This window comes from Nonomuraea sp. NPDC003214 (genome assembly GCF_053590035.1).
The window spans coordinates 78,856-96,869 of record NZ_JBSFSX010000015.1; the positions used below are offsets into that span (position 1 = coordinate 78,856).

General features: G+C 75.2%; 14 protein-coding genes and 3 tRNA genes. 6 read left to right on the plus strand and 11 right to left on the minus strand.

The genetic code is table 11. The features are described from left to right. Positions 1-95 precede the first annotated feature (95 nt). Positions 96-6,350 (plus strand): CHAT domain-containing protein, encoded by a 6,255-nt coding sequence (locus ACWDXC_RS36895; protein WP_449990128.1) that lies wholly within the window; start codon positions 96-98, stop codon positions 6,348-6,350. A 40-nt stretch (positions 6,351-6,390) separates the two neighbouring features. On the opposite strand, the gene ACWDXC_RS36900 is transcribed toward ACWDXC_RS36895, so the two are convergent. The 4 genes from ACWDXC_RS36900 to ACWDXC_RS36915 form a co-directional block, all read right to left on the minus strand. After that, complete coding sequence (locus tag ACWDXC_RS36900; protein ID WP_449990130.1) at positions 6,391-6,849, minus strand: hypothetical protein; 459 nt, start codon at positions 6,847-6,849, stop codon at positions 6,391-6,393. 138 nt (positions 6,850-6,987) lie between these two features. After that, complete coding sequence (locus ACWDXC_RS36905) at positions 6,988-7,536, minus strand: GNAT family N-acetyltransferase (protein WP_357587633.1); 549 nt, start codon at positions 7,534-7,536, stop codon at positions 6,988-6,990. Between the two features lie 59 nt (positions 7,537-7,595). Continuing rightward, positions 7,596-8,363 (minus strand): sirohydrochlorin chelatase, encoded by a 768-nt coding sequence (locus ACWDXC_RS36910; protein WP_449990133.1) that lies wholly within the window; start codon positions 8,361-8,363, stop codon positions 7,596-7,598. 214 nt (positions 8,364-8,577) lie between these two features. Next, complete coding sequence (locus ACWDXC_RS36915) at positions 8,578-9,885, minus strand: MFS transporter (RefSeq protein ID WP_449990136.1); 1,308 nt, start codon at positions 9,883-9,885, stop codon at positions 8,578-8,580. A gap of 90 nt (positions 9,886-9,975) precedes the next feature. Between ACWDXC_RS36915 and ACWDXC_RS36920 the strand changes: the two genes are divergently transcribed. The 3 genes from ACWDXC_RS36920 (at position 9,976) to ACWDXC_RS36930 (ending at position 11,855) form a co-directional block, all read left to right on the plus strand. Then, complete coding sequence (locus ACWDXC_RS36920; RefSeq protein WP_308125982.1) at positions 9,976-10,656, plus strand: GntR family transcriptional regulator; 681 nt, start codon at positions 9,976-9,978, stop codon at positions 10,654-10,656. A 9-nt stretch (positions 10,657-10,665) separates the two neighbouring features. Then, the gene (locus tag ACWDXC_RS36925; RefSeq protein ID WP_449990139.1) at positions 10,666-11,100 is read left to right on the plus strand and encodes a DUF2203 family protein; all 435 of its coding nucleotides are present in this window, start codon (positions 10,666-10,668) and stop codon (positions 11,098-11,100) included. Positions 11,101-11,201: 101 nt separating this feature from the next. Then, a complete protein-coding gene (locus ACWDXC_RS36930) occupies positions 11,202-11,855 on the plus strand; it encodes a hypothetical protein (RefSeq protein WP_449990141.1) in 654 nt (217 codons plus the stop codon). Between the two features lie 89 nt (positions 11,856-11,944). Here ACWDXC_RS36930 and ACWDXC_RS36935 read toward each other — a convergent pair whose 3' ends face one another. After that, positions 11,945-12,715, minus strand: coding sequence for a VOC family protein (locus ACWDXC_RS36935; protein WP_449990143.1), 771 nt, complete (start codon positions 12,713-12,715; stop codon positions 11,945-11,947). Between the two features lie 141 nt (positions 12,716-12,856). Between ACWDXC_RS36935 and ACWDXC_RS36940 the strand changes: the two genes are divergently transcribed. After that, complete coding sequence (locus ACWDXC_RS36940; protein ID WP_219509770.1) at positions 12,857-13,477, plus strand: alpha-ketoglutarate-dependent dioxygenase AlkB; 621 nt, start codon at positions 12,857-12,859, stop codon at positions 13,475-13,477. A 124-nt stretch (positions 13,478-13,601) separates the two neighbouring features. On the opposite strand, the gene ACWDXC_RS36945 is transcribed toward ACWDXC_RS36940, so the two are convergent. The 6 genes from ACWDXC_RS36945 to ACWDXC_RS36970 all read right to left on the minus strand — a co-directional run bounded on the left by ACWDXC_RS36945 (position 13,602) and on the right by ACWDXC_RS36970 (position 16,758). After that, positions 13,602-14,714 (minus strand): WD40/YVTN/BNR-like repeat-containing protein, encoded by a 1,113-nt coding sequence (locus ACWDXC_RS36945; RefSeq protein WP_449990145.1) that lies wholly within the window; start codon positions 14,712-14,714, stop codon positions 13,602-13,604. A 242-nt stretch (positions 14,715-14,956) separates the two neighbouring features. Next, complete coding sequence (locus tag ACWDXC_RS36950) at positions 14,957-15,700, minus strand: hypothetical protein (protein WP_357587623.1); 744 nt, start codon at positions 15,698-15,700, stop codon at positions 14,957-14,959. Between the two features lie 134 nt (positions 15,701-15,834). Next, a tRNA-Val gene (locus ACWDXC_RS36955) sits at positions 15,835-15,909 on the minus strand. 1 nt (position 15,910) lies between these two features. Next, positions 15,911-15,984 (minus strand) — tRNA-Cys (locus ACWDXC_RS36960). 17 nt (positions 15,985-16,001) lie between these two features. After that, positions 16,002-16,073: transfer RNA gene (locus ACWDXC_RS36965), tRNA-Gly, on the minus strand. 46 nt (positions 16,074-16,119) lie between these two features. Further along, positions 16,120-16,758 (minus strand): ACT domain-containing protein, encoded by a 639-nt coding sequence (locus ACWDXC_RS36970; RefSeq protein WP_449990148.1) that lies wholly within the window; start codon positions 16,756-16,758, stop codon positions 16,120-16,122. 82 nt (positions 16,759-16,840) lie between these two features. Here ACWDXC_RS36970 and dusB point away from each other — a divergent pair, with 82 nt between their 5' ends. Further along, positions 16,841-17,950 carry a tRNA dihydrouridine synthase DusB gene (gene dusB / locus ACWDXC_RS36975; RefSeq protein ID WP_449990151.1) on the plus strand — a complete coding sequence of 370 codons (1,110 nt, stop codon included), beginning with the start codon at positions 16,841-16,843 and terminating at the stop codon, positions 17,948-17,950. The last annotated feature ends 64 nt before the right edge of the window (positions 17,951-18,014 follow it).

An 18,014-nucleotide genomic window follows, 5' to 3' on the forward strand; every position in this document is an offset into this window, starting at 1 on the left:
GTGGCACACACCAGAACTGTAAGCGCTTACCTACCGGCGCTCCCCGGCAGGGGCGGTCCTGTACGCGGGCGCGCACCAGTGAGAGTGTTGCCTTCATGAACGATCCGGCCTGGGCTCTCGCCTCCCGCATCGCGGCGTTCGACCGGGACGCCGACCCCGGGCCGGTGCGGGACGAGACGGCGCTCGCCGAAGCCGAACAGGCCATGCTCGCCTGCGACGGCGGCCCCGCCGACGCCGTCACCTGGCGGCTCATCGGCATGCTCCACCTGGCCCGCTACCGCCTCGACCCCGGAGAGGGCGCCGAAGCCGCCGTGGCCGGCGTGTTCTTCGCCGCCGTGGCCGTCGTCGACCCGCGCGGGCTGCCCGAACGGCTGCGCGGCCCCGGCGCCGCCGACACCCCCGAGACCTGGGCCCGGCTCGTCGAAGAGCTCTTCCGCCACGTCGACCCCGGCGCCCACCCCCACGTCGCCCTCCTCCTGCACACCCTCGTCCGCCGCGCCCTCGCCGAACCGACCCCCGAGGTGTGCGACCGGCTCGCCCAGGTCCTCCTCCAGGAGGCCGACGGCGCCTGGGCGCCCCACGCCCTCGCCCTCCTCGGCGACGGCCTCACCCGCCTGCACCGCGCGACCGGCCGGCCCGAAGCGCTCGACGACGCCGTCCACGTCCTCTTCCGCGCCGCCCTCGGCGACCCCCGCCACCTCGGCGCCCTCGCCGCCGCCCTCGGCCGCGCCATGCCCGGCGACGACGAGCTCACCCGCGCCCACCTCACCGCCGCCTGGCGGCCCGACGGCCCGGAACGCTCCCAGGCGCTCCTCGCCCTCCTGGAGCTCGCCGGACGGCGCGCCGCCCAGTCCGCGCACGACGCCGACCTGCTCGCGTTCATCCGCACCGGGCAGGCGGCCCTCGACTTCTGGCACGAGCCCCGCGCCGCCCACCCCCGCGTCCTCGCCGCGTACGCCTCCGGGCTCGTCGAGTGGTACGCCGTCACCGGCGACGAACGCTCCCTGGAGGCCGCCCGCGAAATGCTCGCCGCCCTCGGCGAACCGCCCGGCGACATCCCCGCCGAACTCGGCCGCGACCCCATCGCCCGGCTCGACCTCCTCGCCGGCCGGCGCTGGCGCCGCTACCGCGCCACCGGCCACCCCGCCGACCTGGACACCGCCCTGCACGCCTTGCGCCACGCGGCCACCGGCGCCTACCCCGGCCACCCCGACCGCCCCCGCCTCCTCGCCAACCTCGCCAACGCCCTCACCCACCACGCCACCCCTGAACCCGCCCTCAGAGGACCGAGCGGCCCTCACAGCGAGGACGCCAGTACGGCGACGGGCCCCGGGGGTGCACCCGCTTCTGGGCGGCAGACCGGCACCCCGGGTGGTGCGCTCGCCGCTGGAGGGCGGGGCGACGTGGGTTCTCGTGGGACGGCCCCTGAACGGGCGGCACGTCCGTACGGTGGGGGCGGCGGTGCGGAGGGGCGGCCTCACGGTCAGGACGCCATCGGGGTCGTGGGAGGGGAGCGGGACGCCCGGGCGGACGAGGCGATCACGGCGGCGCGGGAAGCCGTGGCGGCGTGTTCCGGCGCCGACCCGATGCGGCCCCGGGCGCTCCTGCTGCTCGCCCGGGCGCTCCGGCTCGACCCCGGCCTGCCCGCCGCCGACGAGGCGGTGACCGCCTTACGGCAGGTGATCGACGCCGGTGAGGAACCGGCGGAGGCGTACGCGCTGCTGTCCCTCATGCTGCGCCGCCGCGCCCTGGCCGGCCAGGGACGCCAGGACCTCGACGACGCCGTGCAGGCCGCCCGCCAGGCCGCCGAGACGGCCGCCAAGACGCTGCCCGACCAGCCCGCCGTCCCGGCTCCGCTGGCCGAGGCGCTGCTGCTGCGGTTCGACGTGCTCGGCGACCCCGCCGACCTGGCCGAGGCCCTGACGGTGCCCGCCACCGCCCTCGACCCCGCCCTGCACGCCCACCTGGCCCGCACCCTCGCCCGCCTGCATCCGTCGCCCCTGGTTGCCACGGGGCCGGAGCTGGCGGAGGCCGCCGCGCGGCTCGCGCTGGACGTCGACGACGACCTGACCCGCGCCCTCCTGCCCCTCGCCGAACGACCCGGCCCGGCCCCCGCCGAAGAACCGGACGCCCTGGCGACCCGGCTGCTCGGCATCGCCGGACTGTTCGCGGACCGGGGCAGGCATCGCATCGCCGCCGAACTGCTCGTACGTGCCGAACGGGCATTCACCGACGCGGGCGCCCCGGCCGGCGCCGCGCGGGCGCGTTCCCTGATCGGCCGCTGCCACGAGGAACTCGGCGAGTGGGAGGCGGCGCTGCGCTCGTACGAACAGGCCGCGATCACGTACCGCGACCTGGGCGACGCGCACGCGGAGGCGGCGGAGACCGGCCGGATGGGCGCGGCGGCGAGCGGCGGGAACGATCTCGCCCGCGCCGCCGCCCTGCACCTGCGTGCCGCCGACCTCTGCCGCCAGGCGGGCCTGGCCGAGGCGGAGGCGTCCCAGCAGGAACAGGCCGCCGCCGCGCACCTGGCCGCGGGCGACCCGGAGGCCGCGCTGGAGCGTTCGGGCCGCGCCCGCGAGCTGTACCTGGCGCTCGGCGAGAGCGTACGCGCCGCCCGCGTCCTCGTCGCCAGCGCCCGGTGCGGCGCCGAGCTCGGCCACCTGCCCGCCGCCGCCGAGGTGATCACCACCTGCGCCGCCGAGCTGGAGGCGCACGGCTCCTGGGACGACGCCTGCCAGGCGCTCGACACCCACGCGCGGCTCCTCTGCGCCCTTGGCCACGCCGACCACGCCGCCGCGTGCGAGACGGCCATCGTCGAGATCGTCCGCCGCCGAGGGAACCGGCGCGACCCCGCCGACGAGTGGTACCGGATCGCCCGCCGCCGCCGCGCCCGCGGCGACCTGCCCGCCGCCCGGCAGGCCTTCGAACGGGCCGAACGCGCGTACAACGCGATCGGCCACCAGGACGGCCTCGCCGCCGTCCGCCACCAGCTCGGCACCCTCGCCTACGCCGAGGGCGACCCGGACCAGGCCGCCCAGGACCTCGCCACGGCCGCCGACGCCTACGCCCGCCTCGGCGCCCCGTCCCGCGAGGCCGCCGCCCGCACCCTGCGCGGCGCCTGCCTCGGCGACCTGAACCGGCCCGACGACGCCCGTACGGAACTCGCCCGCGCCTTCGAGCTGGCCGCCTCCGAGGGGGACCTGGAGGCGCTGTTCTCCGCCACGCTGGCGCGGGCGGACCTGGCGCTCCACCCGGCCTTGGCATCGCCCGGCACGCCTTCCCGCCCCGAGGCGGAGGGAGGCCGGCCGTCGCGAGCAGCGGCGGAACTGGCAGCCGGGTTCGGGAACGAGCCGGGCGCCGCCTTCGAGGATCGCGGGGGAGCCGGTGACGGGTGGCTCGCCGAGGTGCGGCGGGGGCTGGCGGCCAAGGCTACGGACAGTGCCGGGGCCCGGGGCGCGTGGGCGGTCGCGGCGGGGGAGCTGCTGGAATCGGCCCTGGGGATGGCAGCGGGTGACCCGGTGCGCGAGGCGATCGTCCAGGACCGCCTGGCGGTGCTGGCCGCGCGTACCGGTGACGCGGACGGGGAGCTCGAAGCGCTCGAACGGGCGGCGGCGGGGCTGCGTCACACGGGCCGTCCCGGCGCCTTCGCGGCGGTACGGCTCGGGTTCGCGCTGGAGGCGCGCGGGGCGCTGGTGCGTGCCCGTTCCGCCCTGGAGGAAGGGCTGGCGGCCCTGGCCGACGACCCGGCCCCCCAGCCAGCCGAGCCGTCGTACGGCCATCGCGCCCCGACGGAGGGCACGGCGTATCCGGGCGATGGGCCGGCAGGGGCAGAGGCGCCGTACTGGCTGATGGCGGGGCAGGTCGAGGCGGCGGTGCTGGTCCGGGTGGCGGAACTGCAGCTGGCGCTCGGGGAGCGGGCGCGCGGGCGGGCGGCGCTGGCACGGGCGCTCGCGGGGCTGCGGCGGGAAGGGGACCCGGCGGACGCGCCGGCCGAGTGGCTGCGCATCGAGGAGGCCGAAGCGGCGGCCGACCTGGCCGGGGCGCTCGCGCAGGCCCGGCAGGCGCTCCAGGCGAACGACGACCCGGGACGCCGCTCGCGGCTGCTGGCGAAGCTGGCCGAGCTGGCATTGGAGGCGGAGGAGCCCGCGGTGGCGCACGACTACGCCGCCCAGGGGTGCGAGCTGGGTGACGCCCGTCTGGTGGAGCATCTGCGCAACCTCGGCGCGGCGGCGCTGGCGCAGAGGCGGGCCGCCAAGGCGGTCGACCACCTGACCCGGGCCTCCCAGCTCGCCCGCGAGCCCGTCCGGGCCACCCCGGCGGCAGGCACGGCAAGCACAGCCGGCTCCGCGGGAGCGGCGTTGCCGGTGCGGCTGGTGCCGGTGCTGGCCGTGCTGGGGGCGGCGCTGGTCGAGGCACGGCGGCTCGCGGAGGCCGGGGCGGTGCTGGCCGAAGGGCTGGCGCTGACGGGCGGGCCGGCGTGGCGGGTGCCCAGGGCCGAGCTGCTGGTGGCGCGGTCCCGGCTGCGGCTGGTGCAGGGCGAGCCGGGAGAGGCGGTCACGGGCTGCCTGGAGGCCCTGGTGCTGGGCGAGGCGGCAGGCGACGACAGGCTCGTCGGGGCGGCCTGCGACGGTCTCGCGGAGGCGTACCGGGAGCTGGGGGAGACGGCGCGGGCGCGGTCGTTCGGGGCGCGGGCGGTGGAGATCGACCGGGCCCGGGGGCGGCGGCGGGCCGTGGTGCTGGGGCTGATCCGGCAGGCGACCCTCCAGGCCCAGATGCGGGACCAGACCTCAGGGCAGGCCCCGGGGCCACGGCGCGGGCCGGGGGATGGGCTTGAGCAGGGGCGCGGGCAGGGGTTCGGGCTCGGGGCCGGTGGGTCGGAGGCCATGGCGGGGCTGGAGGAGGCGCTGGGGCTGGCGCGGCGGATCGGGTTCGCGGCCGGGGAGGGGCTGGCGCTGGGCGGGCTGGCCGCGCTGGACGTGCGGGCCGGGGAGCACGCGCGGGCGCGGCAGCGCGCCTCGGAGGCCATCGCGCTGCTGCGCGGCGCCGGGCAGGAGGAGGCGCTGGGCCGCGCGTACCAGGACAGGGCGGTCGCCGCGGAACGGCTCGGTGACCTGGCGGCGGCGCTGGCGGACGCCGAGGCGGCCGGCGAGCTGTCCGAACGCACCGGCGACGGCGCCGCCGGGGCGCTGCGTGACAGGGCCGTCGAGCTGGCCGTGCGGCTGGGGCGGGGCCGGACCGCGTGGGCGCACGCCGAGCGGGCGAAGGCCAGGCTCCTGGCCGTCCAGCTCGGTTCCGTGGGCCGGGCCGGCGGGCCAGGCGCGGGGTGGCGCGACGAGAGCGCCGTGGCCGAGGCCGTGGAGGCGATGGCCGGGGTGCTCGGGACAGCCGAAGCAACCGGGGCAGCCGGGGCAGCCGAAGCAGCCGGGGCGCGCAGGGGCGCGGGGGTGACCGGGGTGCTGGGGTTCTACCTGAGCGGCGGCCGGGTGCTGGTGCTCGCGCACCGGACCGGGTGGGCGCAGCCGAGGGCGTTCGGCACCCGGGTGGGAACGGAACTGCTCGCGGCGGCGGGCGGCGAGGGCCGGTGGGGCGACGACTGGGCGCTGCTCGGCGACCTGCTCCTGGGCGACGCCCTCGACGCGCTCGGCGACGACCTGGACGTGCTCTACCTCGTCCCTTACGGGGAGCTTGACCGGCTGCCGCTGCACGCGCTGGCCCCCGGCGGCCGGCTGCTGCTCGAACGCTGCCCGGTGGCCTACGCGCCGTCGCTGGCCATGCTGGGCGGCCTCGCCCGGCGGCAGGCGGCGCGGGGGCGGGGTTCGCTGGTGGTCGGCTACGCGCAGGACGCGGTGGCGCGCGTCGCGTACGAGAACGAGGCCGCGGAGATCGCGCGCGACGGCGGCCAGGGCGCGCACACCGGGCCGGACGCCACGGCCGCGCTGCTGGAAGGCGACTGGGACCGGATCCACCTGGCCTGCCACGGCTCCTACGACGGGGAGGACCCGTTCGGGTCGGGCGTCAGGCTGGGCGACGGGCTGCTGACCGCGCGGCGGATCGCCGGGATGCGGATCGGGGCCGGGCTGGTCGTGCTCGGCTCGTGCGAGAGCGGCGGCGCGGCGGTGCTGGGGCAGGCGCTGCTGCGCGCGGGGGCCGGGGCCGCGGTGGCGCCGATGTGGCCGGTCGGCGGGGAGGTCAGGCGGGCGGTGACGCGGCGGCTGCACGCGAGGATCCGCGACGGCGCCGGGCGGGCGCAGGCGCTGCGCGAGGTGACCCTGGAGGCACGCGACAGGCACGGCGCCACCAGACCGGACCTGTGGGCCGCGTACGTGCTGATGGGCCTGGCCGCCTGAGCCGCGACGCGCCAGGGCGGGAAACGGGGACGCGGGCCGGTCAGAGGTGCGCGGTGAGCACCGCGTCGATAGGGACGGGGTCGACGGGGACGGGGTCGACGGGGAGGGCGTCGTCGGGGGTGCGCTCGCGCACGTCGCTGTCGCGGATGGCGAAGACCGCCGGCAGGACGCCCACGTCACCGTAGTGGCCGGTCACGGCCGCACCGACGGCGCGGCGGACGTCGGCGACCACCTGGCGCGAGGTGTGGCCCGCGCCGGGCACCGTCACGTGGCCGAGCAGGCCGGCGAAGCGCGACTCCGACACCGCCGGGGGATGCTGGCCGGGCGCCACGGGCCGGTCGAGCCAGAACACCTTGCCCGACAGGACGGCGTCATAGCCCGCGCCCTCGCCGCCCAGCGTGCGCGCGGACTCGGCGAGCAGCCGGCCGAACCCGGCCAGGTCGGCGTCCGGCGGCAGGTCGGTGGTGACGAACAGCGGCACGATCAGCGTGTCGAGCATGGGCCATCCCTCCTGTGAGGAGCCTCATCGTAGGGGCCGCCACCGACAATTTCCGGCCGGCTCACTGGCCGCCCGCCGCGTCGGCCAGCCGCACCGCCGGCACGCGCAGGTGATCGGCCGGCTCCGCGGTGAGCCCGCTCAGCGGTCGGTCCACTCGTCCTCCAGGGCGGCGTGGATGACCGAGTCGCGCCAGCCCCACGGCGTGGACACGTGGTGGCGCAGGACGCCCTCCTCGACCATCCCGGCCGTGAGCATCGCGAGCTGCGCGGGCAGGTTGGCGGGGGAGCGGGCGCCCCAGATGCGGTGCAGGCCGAGCTGCTTGAAGCCGAACTTCAGCAGCAGCCGCACCAGGTCGGTGCCCATGCCGCGGCCCCAGTGGTCGGGGCGCAGCCCCAGGCCGATCTCGGCGCTGTGCGGATGCTCGGCGTCGACGCGCAGCCGCGCCACGCCGATGGCCTCCGGCTCGCCGGGTTCGAGCACCGCCAGCACGTAGAGCCTGCGCGGCTCGGCCGCCGCCGCCCGCACCGCCTCGTCGACGAGGCCGGCCACCTGCGGCAGCGACAGCGGCGCGAACGGCATGTGCTGGGTCGCGCCCGGGTCGCCGTAGACGGCGTGCAGCGCGGCGACGTCGGCTTCGGTGACCTCACCGAGCCACAGCCGCCCGCCCTTGCACACCACCCGGCGCATGCGGAGAAGGTAACGCGGGCGGGCCGATCTTCACAAGGACGCCGGGTCCGACAAGTACGTCAGGTGGCGAGCTGACTGCCGTAGGCGCGCGCGACCAGCTCGGCGATGGCGCCGTGCGAGCCGAGCGGCTCGGCGTGACCGGCGTCGACCGACGCGGCGGCCCGCTCGACGAGGCCGGCGGGCGCCTCGTGGCCGATCAGGCAGGGCGCGATGGCCAGCCGCTCGGCGCCCGCGGCGCGCAGCCGCTCGGCGGCCACGGGCACGCCGGGGTCGCTGTCGAGGGAGGCGGCGACGACCGGCAGCGTGAGCCGGGAGGCCAGCAGCACCGCCGTGGCCTGCACGGCGTGCACGGCCCGCTCGCCGCCCACGGTGCCGAGGATGACGCCGTCGACCGGGCTGAAGACGTTGAGCAGGCGGACGCGGTCGGCCCTGGCCAGGCCGCGCTCGGCCAGCCGGATGTGCAGCGCCTCGGCCAGCAGCGGGTGGGGGCCGAGCGCCTCGGTCATCACGGCGGGGGCGCCGCTCTTGGCCACGGCCTCGGAGATCTCGGTGAGCACGACCGGGTCGTCCCACGTCAGCAGGGGGACGACGACGGAGTCGCGGTCGGCCGGCAGCGAGGCGGCCAGCTCGTCCACGGCGGTGAGCCGTACCTCGATCTGGGGGTTGTCGACCCGCACGACGGCGGCGATCTCGGCCGGCACGCCCGAGGTGCCGCCCGGCGCCGCGAGCACGAGGACGGGCGCGTCCGGGGGCAGGGACGTGGGGACGGGACGGCGGTGGCGGCCGCCGCCCGGCCTGGGGGACCGTGCACGTACAGGGAGGCTCACAGGCGCGCAGTTTATGCGTAAACCGTGTCCGGCGTTCCGGGAATCGGCGGCGATTCCGTTACAACGCCCGCCCTGTGATAGAGATCACATCGGCGGACCGGCCCGGCCCCCGTGGCCTGGCGGGCCGGCCCGACGGCGAGCCCGGGTCCGCCGGCGCGGGCGGCGGTGGCAGCCGCCGCCCGCGGCTTTCCGCGGCGGACCGGGGGAGCGGGGGTCAGGCGCGCTGCGGCTGCGTGCCGGGGTCGGCGGTCAGGTCGAGGTCGCGGGTCTCCGGCGCGATGGCCAGGCCCACGGCGGTGACGGCGAGCGCGGCCACCACGTACAGCGATACCGCCAGCGTGGTGCCGAACGCGTCGAACAGCTTGATCGCGATGATCGGGGCGAGCGCGCCGCCGACGATCCCGGCCACCTGGTAGCCCATCGAGGCGCCGCTGTAGCGCAGCCGGGTGCTGAACAGCTCGGCGATGAAGGCGGCCTGCGGGCCGTACATGGCCGCGTGCGTGATCAGCGCCACGACCGCCGCCAGCGCGATCAGCGGGAACGAGCGCGTCTCCAGCAGCGGGAAGAACGCGAACACCCACACCGCGGCGCCGATCACGCCCGCCAGGTAGACCGGGCGCCTGCCGTAGCGGTCGGACAGGGCGCCGAACAGCGGGATCAGCGCGAGCTGCAGCGCCGAGCCGATGAGGACCGCGTTGAGCCCCACCGACCGGTCCAGCCCGAGCGGGCCGGTCAGGTGGACGAGGATGTAGGCGGTGAAGGTGTAGAAGGCGACGTCCACGCCGATGCGCGCGGTGAAGGCCGACAGCAGCGCGCGCGGGTGCGTGCGCAGCACCTCGACCAGCGGCATCCGCGCCTTGGCGCCCTGCTGCTCCACCCGCTCGAACAGCGGCGACTCGGTCACCCTCAGCCGCACCCACAGGCCGACGAGGACGAGCACCCCCGACAGCAGGAACGGCACCCGCCAGCCCCACGACAGGAACGCGGCGTCCGGCAGGGCGAACGACAGCACGGCCAGCGTGCCGGTGGCCAGCACGTAGCCGGCGGGCACGCCCACCTGCGGCCAGCTCGCGTTGAAGCCGCGGCGGCGGGGGTCGCCGTGCTCCAGCGACATGAGCACCGCGCCGCCCCACTCGCCGCCCAGCCCGAGGCCCTGGACGAAGCGGAGCAGGGCCAGCATGACGGGCGCGAGCACGCCGACGCTGTCGTAGCCGGGCAGCACGCCGATGAGGAACGTGGCGGCCCCCATCAGCAGCAGCGTGACGACCAGCACGGTCTTGCGGCCGACCCGGTCGCCGAAGTGGCCGAACACGATGCCGCCCAGCGGCCTGGCCACGAACGCGACCGCGTTGGTGGTGAGCGCCAGCAGGGTCGCGCTGAGCGGGTCGAACGTCGGGAAGAACAGCTTGCCGAAGACCAGCGTCGCGGCCGTGGTGTAGAGGAAGAAGTCGTACCACTCCAGCGACGTGCCGATCAGGCTGGCGAGGATCACCCGCCGGGTCTGTTGCGTGGAGCTTGACATCAGCATCGCTCCTTCGTCAGGGGGTTGGTATCAACATAAGAATCGTTGAACGATTCGACAAGAGGTTTGTTTGATGATTTCCTGTTGCCTGTGGACGAAGCTCTCGTGGATCTCGTACGGGACCGGTCCCGCCTCGGGCGCAGCAGCACCGCCGAGCGCGTCGCCGACATCCTGCGCGACCGCATCATCGAGGGCATGTTCAAGCCCGGCGACCGGCTGTCGGAGGAGACGATCTGCGAGCGGCTGGAGGTGTCGCGCAACACGCTGCGCGAGGCGTTCCGGCTGCTCGGCCACGAGCGGCTGCTGGAGCACCGGCTCAACCGCGGGGTGTTCGTGCGGGTCCTGTCGGCCGACGACGTGGCCGACCTCTACCGGGTGCGCCGGGTGCTCGAAGGCGCCGCCGTGCGGCGCGAGCCGACCGCCCGGGCGCTCGCCGTCATCCGCGAGGCGGTCGCCGACGCCGAACGGGCCGCCGCCGCCGGTGACTGGCACGCGGTCGGCACCGCCAACATCCGCTTCCACCAGGCCCTGGTGACGCTCAACGACAGCCCCAGGCTGGACGAGGCCATGCGGCAACTGCTGGCCGAGCTGCGCCTCGTCTTCCACGTCATGGAGAACCCCCGCGCCTTCCACGAGCCGTTCGTGGCGCGCAACCGTGAGCTGCTCGGCCTCATCGAGGCCGGTGAGCCCGACCGCGCCGCCGCCTGCCTCGACGCCTACCTCGACGACGCCGAGCAGCTCCTCGTCCACGCCTACGAGCCCAGCCGATAGCGTTCCGGCATGGAACACGGCAGCGAGTACGGCGGCGCGTACGGCGGGGGGTCCGGCAGCGGACCCGGCAGGGCGCACGGCGGCGAACGGACCTTCACCCCCGGCGAGGCGCGGGCCCTGATGCCGGCCATCCTGCGCGAGACCGCCACCCTGGTCGCCGCCCGCGCCGACCTGGCCGAGATCGCCTACGACCGCCGGACGACCGGCTCCTCACCCCTCGGCGGCGTGCCCGAGCTCAAGGCCGTCGAGGCCCGCATCGAAGAGATCGTCAGCACCTGGACCGGGCGCGGGCTGGAGGTCAAGGGCATCGCGCCCGTCCTGCTCGACTTCCCCGCCGAGCTCGACGGCGTCTCGGTACGGCTGTGCTGGATCGAGGGCGAGCCGGAACTGCGCTGGTATCACCGCACCGACCTGGGCTTCGCCGGGCGGCGCCCGCTGCCGTAGAGGCTGGGCACAGGAACTGTGCAGCCGTGGCCAACGACGTGCCGGGGGGCCGTCCGGCAACCTGATCTCCGTCTGACCCCCGTCTTTCAGGAGAGCAGAACATGTCCTCGATCAGCAGGATCGCCACGATCGCGATGGCCGCCGTGGCGCTGGCCGGCGGCACCGCCCTCACGGCGCCCCCGGCCCAGGCCGCGAGCTGGAACTGCCATGCCTCGTGGAACGAGAAGAGCTTCAACCTCCCCGGCAAGCCGGACATGACCGTGTGGGCGCGCTCGTGCGTCTACAAGGACGGCATCACCCGGCGGGCCCGCATCGAGCTCAGGTGGGACCAGGCCGAACCGGTCGCCGGGGAGAGCTTCGACAAGTTCGCCGTCCAGGTGCGCCTCGAACGCGACGACGCGGTCATCACCTCGGGGTGGTGCGAGTTCAAGCAGATCCTCAACGACAACCCCGACGGCTCCGGCTCGTGCACCTCCCGGTACGTGACCAGCAGCGCCCAGTACGGCTGGACCGGCGACGGCAAGGTCGTCTACAACATCAACAACGACGGCAACGGCGACTACACCTGGAACCTGCACGGCTCCGGCGAGGTCAAGATCGCCCCCAACGGCCTCGAGCCCGGTGACGAGCCGGAGCCGGAGCCGCTGCCCGACCCCGCCGACACGCCTGACCCCGCCGACACGTCCGAGCCCGCTGACACGCCCGTCCCCGCCGACACGCCCGTCCCCGCTGACACGTCCGAGCCCGTGCTGTGACGAACCCGCCCGCCCCGGGCCGGGGCGGGACCGCTGCAACGGGCGCGGGGGACTCCATCGCCCTCGCCGGCTGCGGCGGCTGACCCCGGTCAGGCCGCCGCGCTGGTGATGACCGCGAACCGGGCGCCGTGCGGATCGGTCAGGAAGGCCATCCGGCCCACGCCCTCGATGTCCGTCGCCGCCTCCGCCACGGTGCCGCCCAGCTCCTGGCACCGGGCGACGGTCGCGTCGCAGTCGGGCACCTCGAAGTAGAGCAGCCAGTGCGGCCGGCCGCCGTCACGCAGCTCGACCAGGCCGGCCATCGCGGTGTCGGCCTGGTCGCCCTCGGCCGGCGAGGCCACCGGGTAGGTGTAGTCGCCCATCGGCATGTCCTCGAACCGCCAGCCGAACACCGTCCGGTAGAAGCCGCGCATGCCCTCGACGTCGGGCGTGTAGAGCTCCACCCAGCCGAGCGAGCCGGGGTCGGTGACCAGGTCGAGTCCGCGCAGGCCGCCCGGCTCCCACAGCGCGAACTCCGCCCCGGACGGGTCGGTGAGCTGGGCGAAGCGGCCCTGCCCGCCGATGTCTCCGGGCCCGGACCGGACCGTGCCGCCCGCCTGCTCGACGGCCTTGACGGCGGCGTCGCAGTCGGTGGTGGCGAAGTAGAGCATCCAGGCGGGCGAGTCGCCCTCGTCGGTCAGCGTGCCGATCGCGGCGACGGTCTTGCCGTCGGCCCGGCACACGCCGTACTCCATGTCGGGGCCGAACGACTCGAACCGCCAGCCGAACAGGCCGGTGTAGAAGGCGGCCGTGGCCTCGATGGCGGGGCTGCCGTAGTCGATCCAGCACGGGGTGCCCGGCAGGAACTGGGTGGTGAGCATGACGTGCTCCTTCACACGGTGTGCATGGGTGGCCCCGTCTCCACGGCGACGCCGAATCCGAGCCTCGCACGCCCCGGCCCGCGATGCCGGGCACGACACGCAGTCGAATCTTTGTTTGAACAATAACGTACACTCGACGCCATGAGCGCGGTATTCCAGGCATCTCTGCTCGGCATGGACGAGGAGCTCGGGCTCGGCCCGCTCGGCTCGACGGTCCGCCGCACCGATCTCGGCCGCGGCGCGTGGCTCGACGTGCGTCCCGGCTGGCTGTCGGGGGCCGACCTGCTGTTCGAGCGGCTGGCCGAGCGGGTGCCGTGGCGGGCCGAGCGGCGCCGGATGTACGACCGGGTGGTCGACGTGCCCCGGCTGCTGAAGTTCTACGAGGAGGGCGAGACGCTGCCCGACCCGGTGCTCGCCGACGCCATGCGGGCGCTCGACGAGCACTACGCGGCCGACCCGTTCCGCACCGCCGGCCTGTGCTTCTACCGCGACGGGCGCGACAGCGTGGCCTGGCACGGCGACACGATCGGCCGGGGCGCGACCGAGGACACGATGGTGGCGATCCTCTCGGTCGGCAGCCCGCGTCCGCTGATGCTGCGCCCGCGCGGCGGCGGCCCCTCCCTGCGTTACGACCTCGGCCACGGCGACCTCGTCGTCATGGGCGGCAGCTGCCAGCGCACCTGGGAGCACGCCGTGCCCAAGACCGCCCGCGCGACCGGGCCGCGGATCAGCGTCCAGTTCCGCCCGCGCGGCGTCCGCTGATCGACTGTCCCACCGGCCGACCCACGGGCCGACCCGCCGACTGACCCACGGGCCGACCCACGGGCTGACCCACCGGCCGGCCTGTGGTGGCCCGGCCTGCGCCGGGCGTCTGCTGGCCGACCTGCTAGCGGTGGCCGAGCCTGAGCCGGGCGACCCGGCCCTGCTCACCGGCGGCCCAGCACGCCAGGTCGCGGGTGCACGACACCGTGTCGTACGAGCCGGTGTCGAACGTCCGCCACGTCCGCCCGCCGGTGTAGGTGATGTCGCTGCCGGTCGGCCCGACCGCGACGGCCGCGAACGGCAGGTGGGGCAGCCACGTCACCCCCGACCTGTAGGCGGGCGGCGGCGTCGAGGCGGTCCGCCAGGTGCGCCCGCCGTCCCGCGTCACCGCGCCCGCGCTGGGCGAGGGCTCGCCCGGACGGTAGTCGCCGCCCACCGCGAGCCCGTGACGGGGGTCGCGGAAGGCCAGCGCGAACACGCCGCGCGCCGGGTCGCCCGCCGGGATCGGCGTGTCCGCCACGGTCCAGGTGCGGCCCCGGTCGCGCGAGTGGAAGACGCGCGCCCGCTCGGCCCCGCCCGCGGCCAGCCACACGTCCCGGCCACCGACCGTCACCAGGCACTGCCCGCTCGCCGCGAACCCCGCCTCGCCCGGCAGCGCCGGCGGCATCCCGTCGGCGGGCAGCACCTGCCAGCTCCGCCCGCCGTCCTCGGTCGCCAGGATGCGGAACCGGCCGTCGACCGGGTCGCTCATCGCCAGCCCGCGCCGCCGGTCGAAGAACGCCACGCAGTCGTAGAACGCCTGCGGCTCGTCGTTCCTGAACGTCTCGGTCCAGGTACGCCCGCCGTCCTCGGTCCGATAGATCCGCGAGTCGGCGCCCGCGCCGATCGACAGCACCACGGCCCGGTGCGCGTCGAACGCCTCCACGTCCCGGAACTGCAGCGCGCCGGTGCCGGGCGGTGACACGTTCTCCCAGCTCCGGCCGCCGTCGACGGTGCGCAGCACGGTGCCTTCCGACCCGGAGGCCCACACCACGTCCCGGCTCACCGGCGCGAGGCCGCGCAGCCGCGCGGTCACGCCGGTCTCCTTCAGCTCCCAGCCCGGCAGCTCCCAGCCCGGCACTTTCTCACCCGGCGTTTCCCCACCTGCGGATGGGACCACGGCGTGGACGGGCGCGGGCGCGGCGGCGAGCACGCAGGCGGCGGCCGACAGGGCGCTGATCGCGAAACGAAGCCTCATGCCGCGCAAACTAACCCAAAGGATCACAGCCGTCCATGCCCCGAGTCAGGAAAGAACGCGCGCCCCGCCCGCCTCGGCGGTGACGCCACCGCCATCATCGGACCCGCCCACCGACGGCGGCCAGGTGCGGCCAGGTGCGGCCGGGTGTGGCCGGGTACGGCCCGGTGTGGCCCGATGCGGCCTAGTGCGGCCTGGTGTGGCCTAGTGCAGCCTGGGGGCCCGGTGTGGTCCGGTGTGGCCGGTCAGGCGACGGCCGCCACCAGGTGGCGCAGGACGCGGCGGGTCTTCGACTCCTCACCCGAGCTGATCTCGACGCCGTGGCCCCGGACCAGTTCCTCCAGCGACGCCTGCGCGGCGACGGCGCTCTCCGGGGAGACGCGCAGCGACAGCTCCAGGAAGTCGAGCTCGTCGCCGACCACCCACCGCTCGGCCAGCGCGGTGAGCTTGCGGCCGGACGCGTCGAGCTCCAGCGGCCCCCAGCGGGTCGCCTCGACCGGTGGCAGCAGCCGCAGGGTGCGCAGGTTGACGTGCAGGCCCGCGCACGTCCTGAGGAAGCGTTCCTGCTTGTCGGTGAACAGCCCCTTGATCGACCGGTTGCCCGTGTAGACGGCCTCGATCCGTTCCGGCGACCGGCGCGCGGTGCACGAGGCGGTGAGCACCTTGCGCGGCCCGGACCAGTCGGCCTCCAGCTTGAACTCCCATCCGTCGCCGTCGGTCGCGCCGAGCCAGTAGTCGTTGAGCTGCGAGCGCCGGCAGGGGCGCAGCTTGATGGTGGAGTCGCTCTTGCGGTTGCCGGTGTCGCGTACCCGCAGCACCACGCCGGCGTCGAGCAGCGGGGTGCCGGGGGCGAGCCCGTCGGCGGTGTCCTCGCAGAAGTAGATCTTCAGATCCTGCCCGTCGTCCGGCTCCAGCCCGAACGCGCGCATGGCCGCCCGGACCCGGGGGCCGTCAACCGTTAACTTGATCTCCACTGTGTTGGGTCGCATGCATGCAACAATCCCCCTCCACCGCGCGCTGACACCGCCGCGCGCCTCACTGAGAGGTCCGAAACATCGGAGGTCTGGTCGCTCTCGGCGACGATCCCGCTCCCGGGAGCCCGCATGAGCGGGCATGAACATGGTGGTGGACGATACTGGGATTGAACCAGTGACCTCTTCCGTGTCAGGGAAGCGCTCTCCCGCTGAGCTAATCGTCCTTGGAGGTGGAGACGGGATTTGAACCCGTGTGGACGGCTTTGCAGGCCGCTGCCTCGCCTCTCGGCCACTCCACCAGGAGAGTAGAACTCCGAGCGGAAGACGGGATTCGAACCCGCGACCCTCACCTTGGCAAGGTGATGCTCTACCACTGAGCCACTTCCGCGTTGCCCGCCCAACTCTAGCGGGTTTTCCGACCGGATGCTCACCCGTCAGCTCTTGCGGAGCTGACGGGCGACGCTGCGCTCGGTCGCCGGGAGGCTGAGGAAGATCTCCAGGATGCGCGTGAGGCGGTGGACCTCGGTGCGGTGGAACGCCGGGCCCTCGGAGCGGGCCAGCAGCAGCGTCAGGGCCAGCGGCGGCAGCGGCGCGTGGATGAGGTGCGGGCCGCCGTCGAGCGTGACCGCCGTGGGACGGGCCGGGATGAGCTCCGGGAGCGTGATCTCCTGCGGGGCGCGCCAGCTCGCGTAGACGACGCCGCGCTCGGTGGCCGTCGCCGCCCAGTCGGCGCTGAACAGCACCGGCAGCGAGTCGACGAGCGTGGTCAGTGCCCGGTCGCCCGCCGTGGTGATGTACTTCAGGATCTCCAGCTCGGGATAGGTGCCCGGGGCCTCGCGGGTGGTCCACACGCCCTCGACCGTCACGTCCGCGACCGACTCCAGGCTCTCGCGGAGCTCCGGCTTGGAGATGTCCTCGGGACAGAAGAGCGTCAGATCGTCGACGGCCATGCCCGCGCCCCTGTCGAGAACCGTCACCTGGGTGATGTCCGCCCCCGCGGAGCCCAGGACCGTGGTGATCTGCGCGAGCGAACCCGGCTTGTCGGGCAGCGCCAGGCGGACTCGAAGAAGCATCCATCACTCCCCACGCGAGATGCCGTGTCACAGACTATCCGCGAATACCGCTCCCGGCCCGACCTGCGCTACAACTGACGGGATGAAGATTGGGCCCATCGGGGTGTGGCCGCCCGTCGTGCTGGCGCCGATGGCGGGCATCACCAACGCGCCGTTCCGGGTGCTCTGCCGCGAGCAGGGCGCCGGGCTGTTCGTGTGCGAGATGATCACGACGCGGGCGCTGGTCGAGCGCAACCCCAAGACGCTGCGGATGATCAGGTTCGCGGAGTCGGAGAAGCCCAGGAGCATCCAGCTGTACGGGGTCGACCCGGCGATCGTCGGCCGGGCGGTCCGGATGATCGCCGAAGAGGACCTGGCCGACCACGTCGACCTCAACTTCGGCTGCCCGGTGCCCAAGGTGACCAGGCGCGGCGGCGGCTCCGCCCTGCCGTACAAGCGCAACCTGCTGCGGCGCATCCTGCGCGAGGCCGTCGCCGGGGCGGGCGCGCTGCCCGTCACGATGAAGATGCGCAAGGGCATCGACGACGACCACCTCACCTACCTCGACGCCGGCCGCATCGCCGCCGAGGAGGGCGTCGCCGCCATCGCCCTGCACGCCCGCACCGCCCGCCAGCACTACGGCGGCGTCGCCGACTGGGACGCCATCGCCCGCCTCAAGGAGGCCGTGCCCGAGATCCCCGTGCTCGGCAACGGCGACATCTGGTGCGCAGACGACGCCCTGCGCATGGTCGCCCGTACCGGCTGCGACGGCGTCGTCGTCGGCCGCGGCTGCCTGGGACGGCCGTGGCTGTTCAAGGACCTGGAGAACGCCTTCCGCGGCAGCGCCGAACGCGCCCGGCCCACCCTCGGCGAGGTGGCCGCCGTGATGGCCCGCCACGCCGAAGGGCTCACCACCTGCTTCGACATCGAGCGCTACGCGATCGCTGACTTCCGCAAGCACGTCGGCTGGTATCTCAAGGGCTTCACCGTCGGCGCCGAGCTGCGCCGCGAGCTCGCCACCGCCGAGTCGCTCGACGGGCTGCGCGCGAGCCTCGCCAAGCTCGACCACGACCAGCCGTGGCCGCCCAACACCGACACCCCGCGCGGCAAGTCCGGCGAACGCACCAAGGTCCAGCTGCCCGACGGCTGGCTCGACGACCCCTGGGACACCGTCGTCCCCGAGGACGCCGAGTCCGATCACTCCGGCGGCTGACCCCGGCTCCCGAATGGCCCGGCTCCGAGCAGCCCGGTTCCGACCGGGCCAACTCCGACCGGTC

What these genes read in the sequence shown, in the direction of transcription:
- ACWDXC_RS36895 (WP_449990128.1), top strand. Translation starts at nt 96, where the DNA reads ATGAACGATCCGGCCTGGGCTCTCGCCTCCCGCATCGCGGCGTTCGAC.
- ACWDXC_RS36900 (WP_449990130.1), bottom strand. Translation starts at nt 6,849, where the DNA reads ATGCTCGACACGCTGATCGTGCCGCTGTTCGTCACCACCGACCTGCCG.
- ACWDXC_RS36905 (WP_357587633.1), bottom strand. Translation starts at nt 7,536, where the DNA reads ATGCGCCGGGTGGTGTGCAAGGGCGGGCGGCTGTGGCTCGGTGAGGTC.
- ACWDXC_RS36915 (WP_449990136.1), bottom strand. Translation starts at nt 9,885, where the DNA reads ATGTCAAGCTCCACGCAACAGACCCGGCGGGTGATCCTCGCCAGCCTG.
- ACWDXC_RS36925 (WP_449990139.1), top strand. Translation starts at nt 10,666, where the DNA reads ATGGAACACGGCAGCGAGTACGGCGGCGCGTACGGCGGGGGGTCCGGC.
- ACWDXC_RS36930 (WP_449990141.1), top strand. Translation starts at nt 11,202, where the DNA reads ATGTCCTCGATCAGCAGGATCGCCACGATCGCGATGGCCGCCGTGGCG.
- ACWDXC_RS36935 (WP_449990143.1), bottom strand. Translation starts at nt 12,715, where the DNA reads ATGCTCACCACCCAGTTCCTGCCGGGCACCCCGTGCTGGATCGACTAC.
- ACWDXC_RS36940 (WP_219509770.1), top strand. Translation starts at nt 12,857, where the DNA reads ATGAGCGCGGTATTCCAGGCATCTCTGCTCGGCATGGACGAGGAGCTC.
- ACWDXC_RS36945 (WP_449990145.1), bottom strand. Translation starts at nt 14,714, where the DNA reads ATGAGGCTTCGTTTCGCGATCAGCGCCCTGTCGGCCGCCGCCTGCGTG.
- ACWDXC_RS36950 (WP_357587623.1), bottom strand. Translation starts at nt 15,700, where the DNA reads ATGCGACCCAACACAGTGGAGATCAAGTTAACGGTTGACGGCCCCCGG.
- ACWDXC_RS36970 (WP_449990148.1), bottom strand. Translation starts at nt 16,758, where the DNA reads ATGCTTCTTCGAGTCCGCCTGGCGCTGCCCGACAAGCCGGGTTCGCTC.
- dusB (WP_449990151.1), top strand. Translation starts at nt 16,841, where the DNA reads ATGAAGATTGGGCCCATCGGGGTGTGGCCGCCCGTCGTGCTGGCGCCG.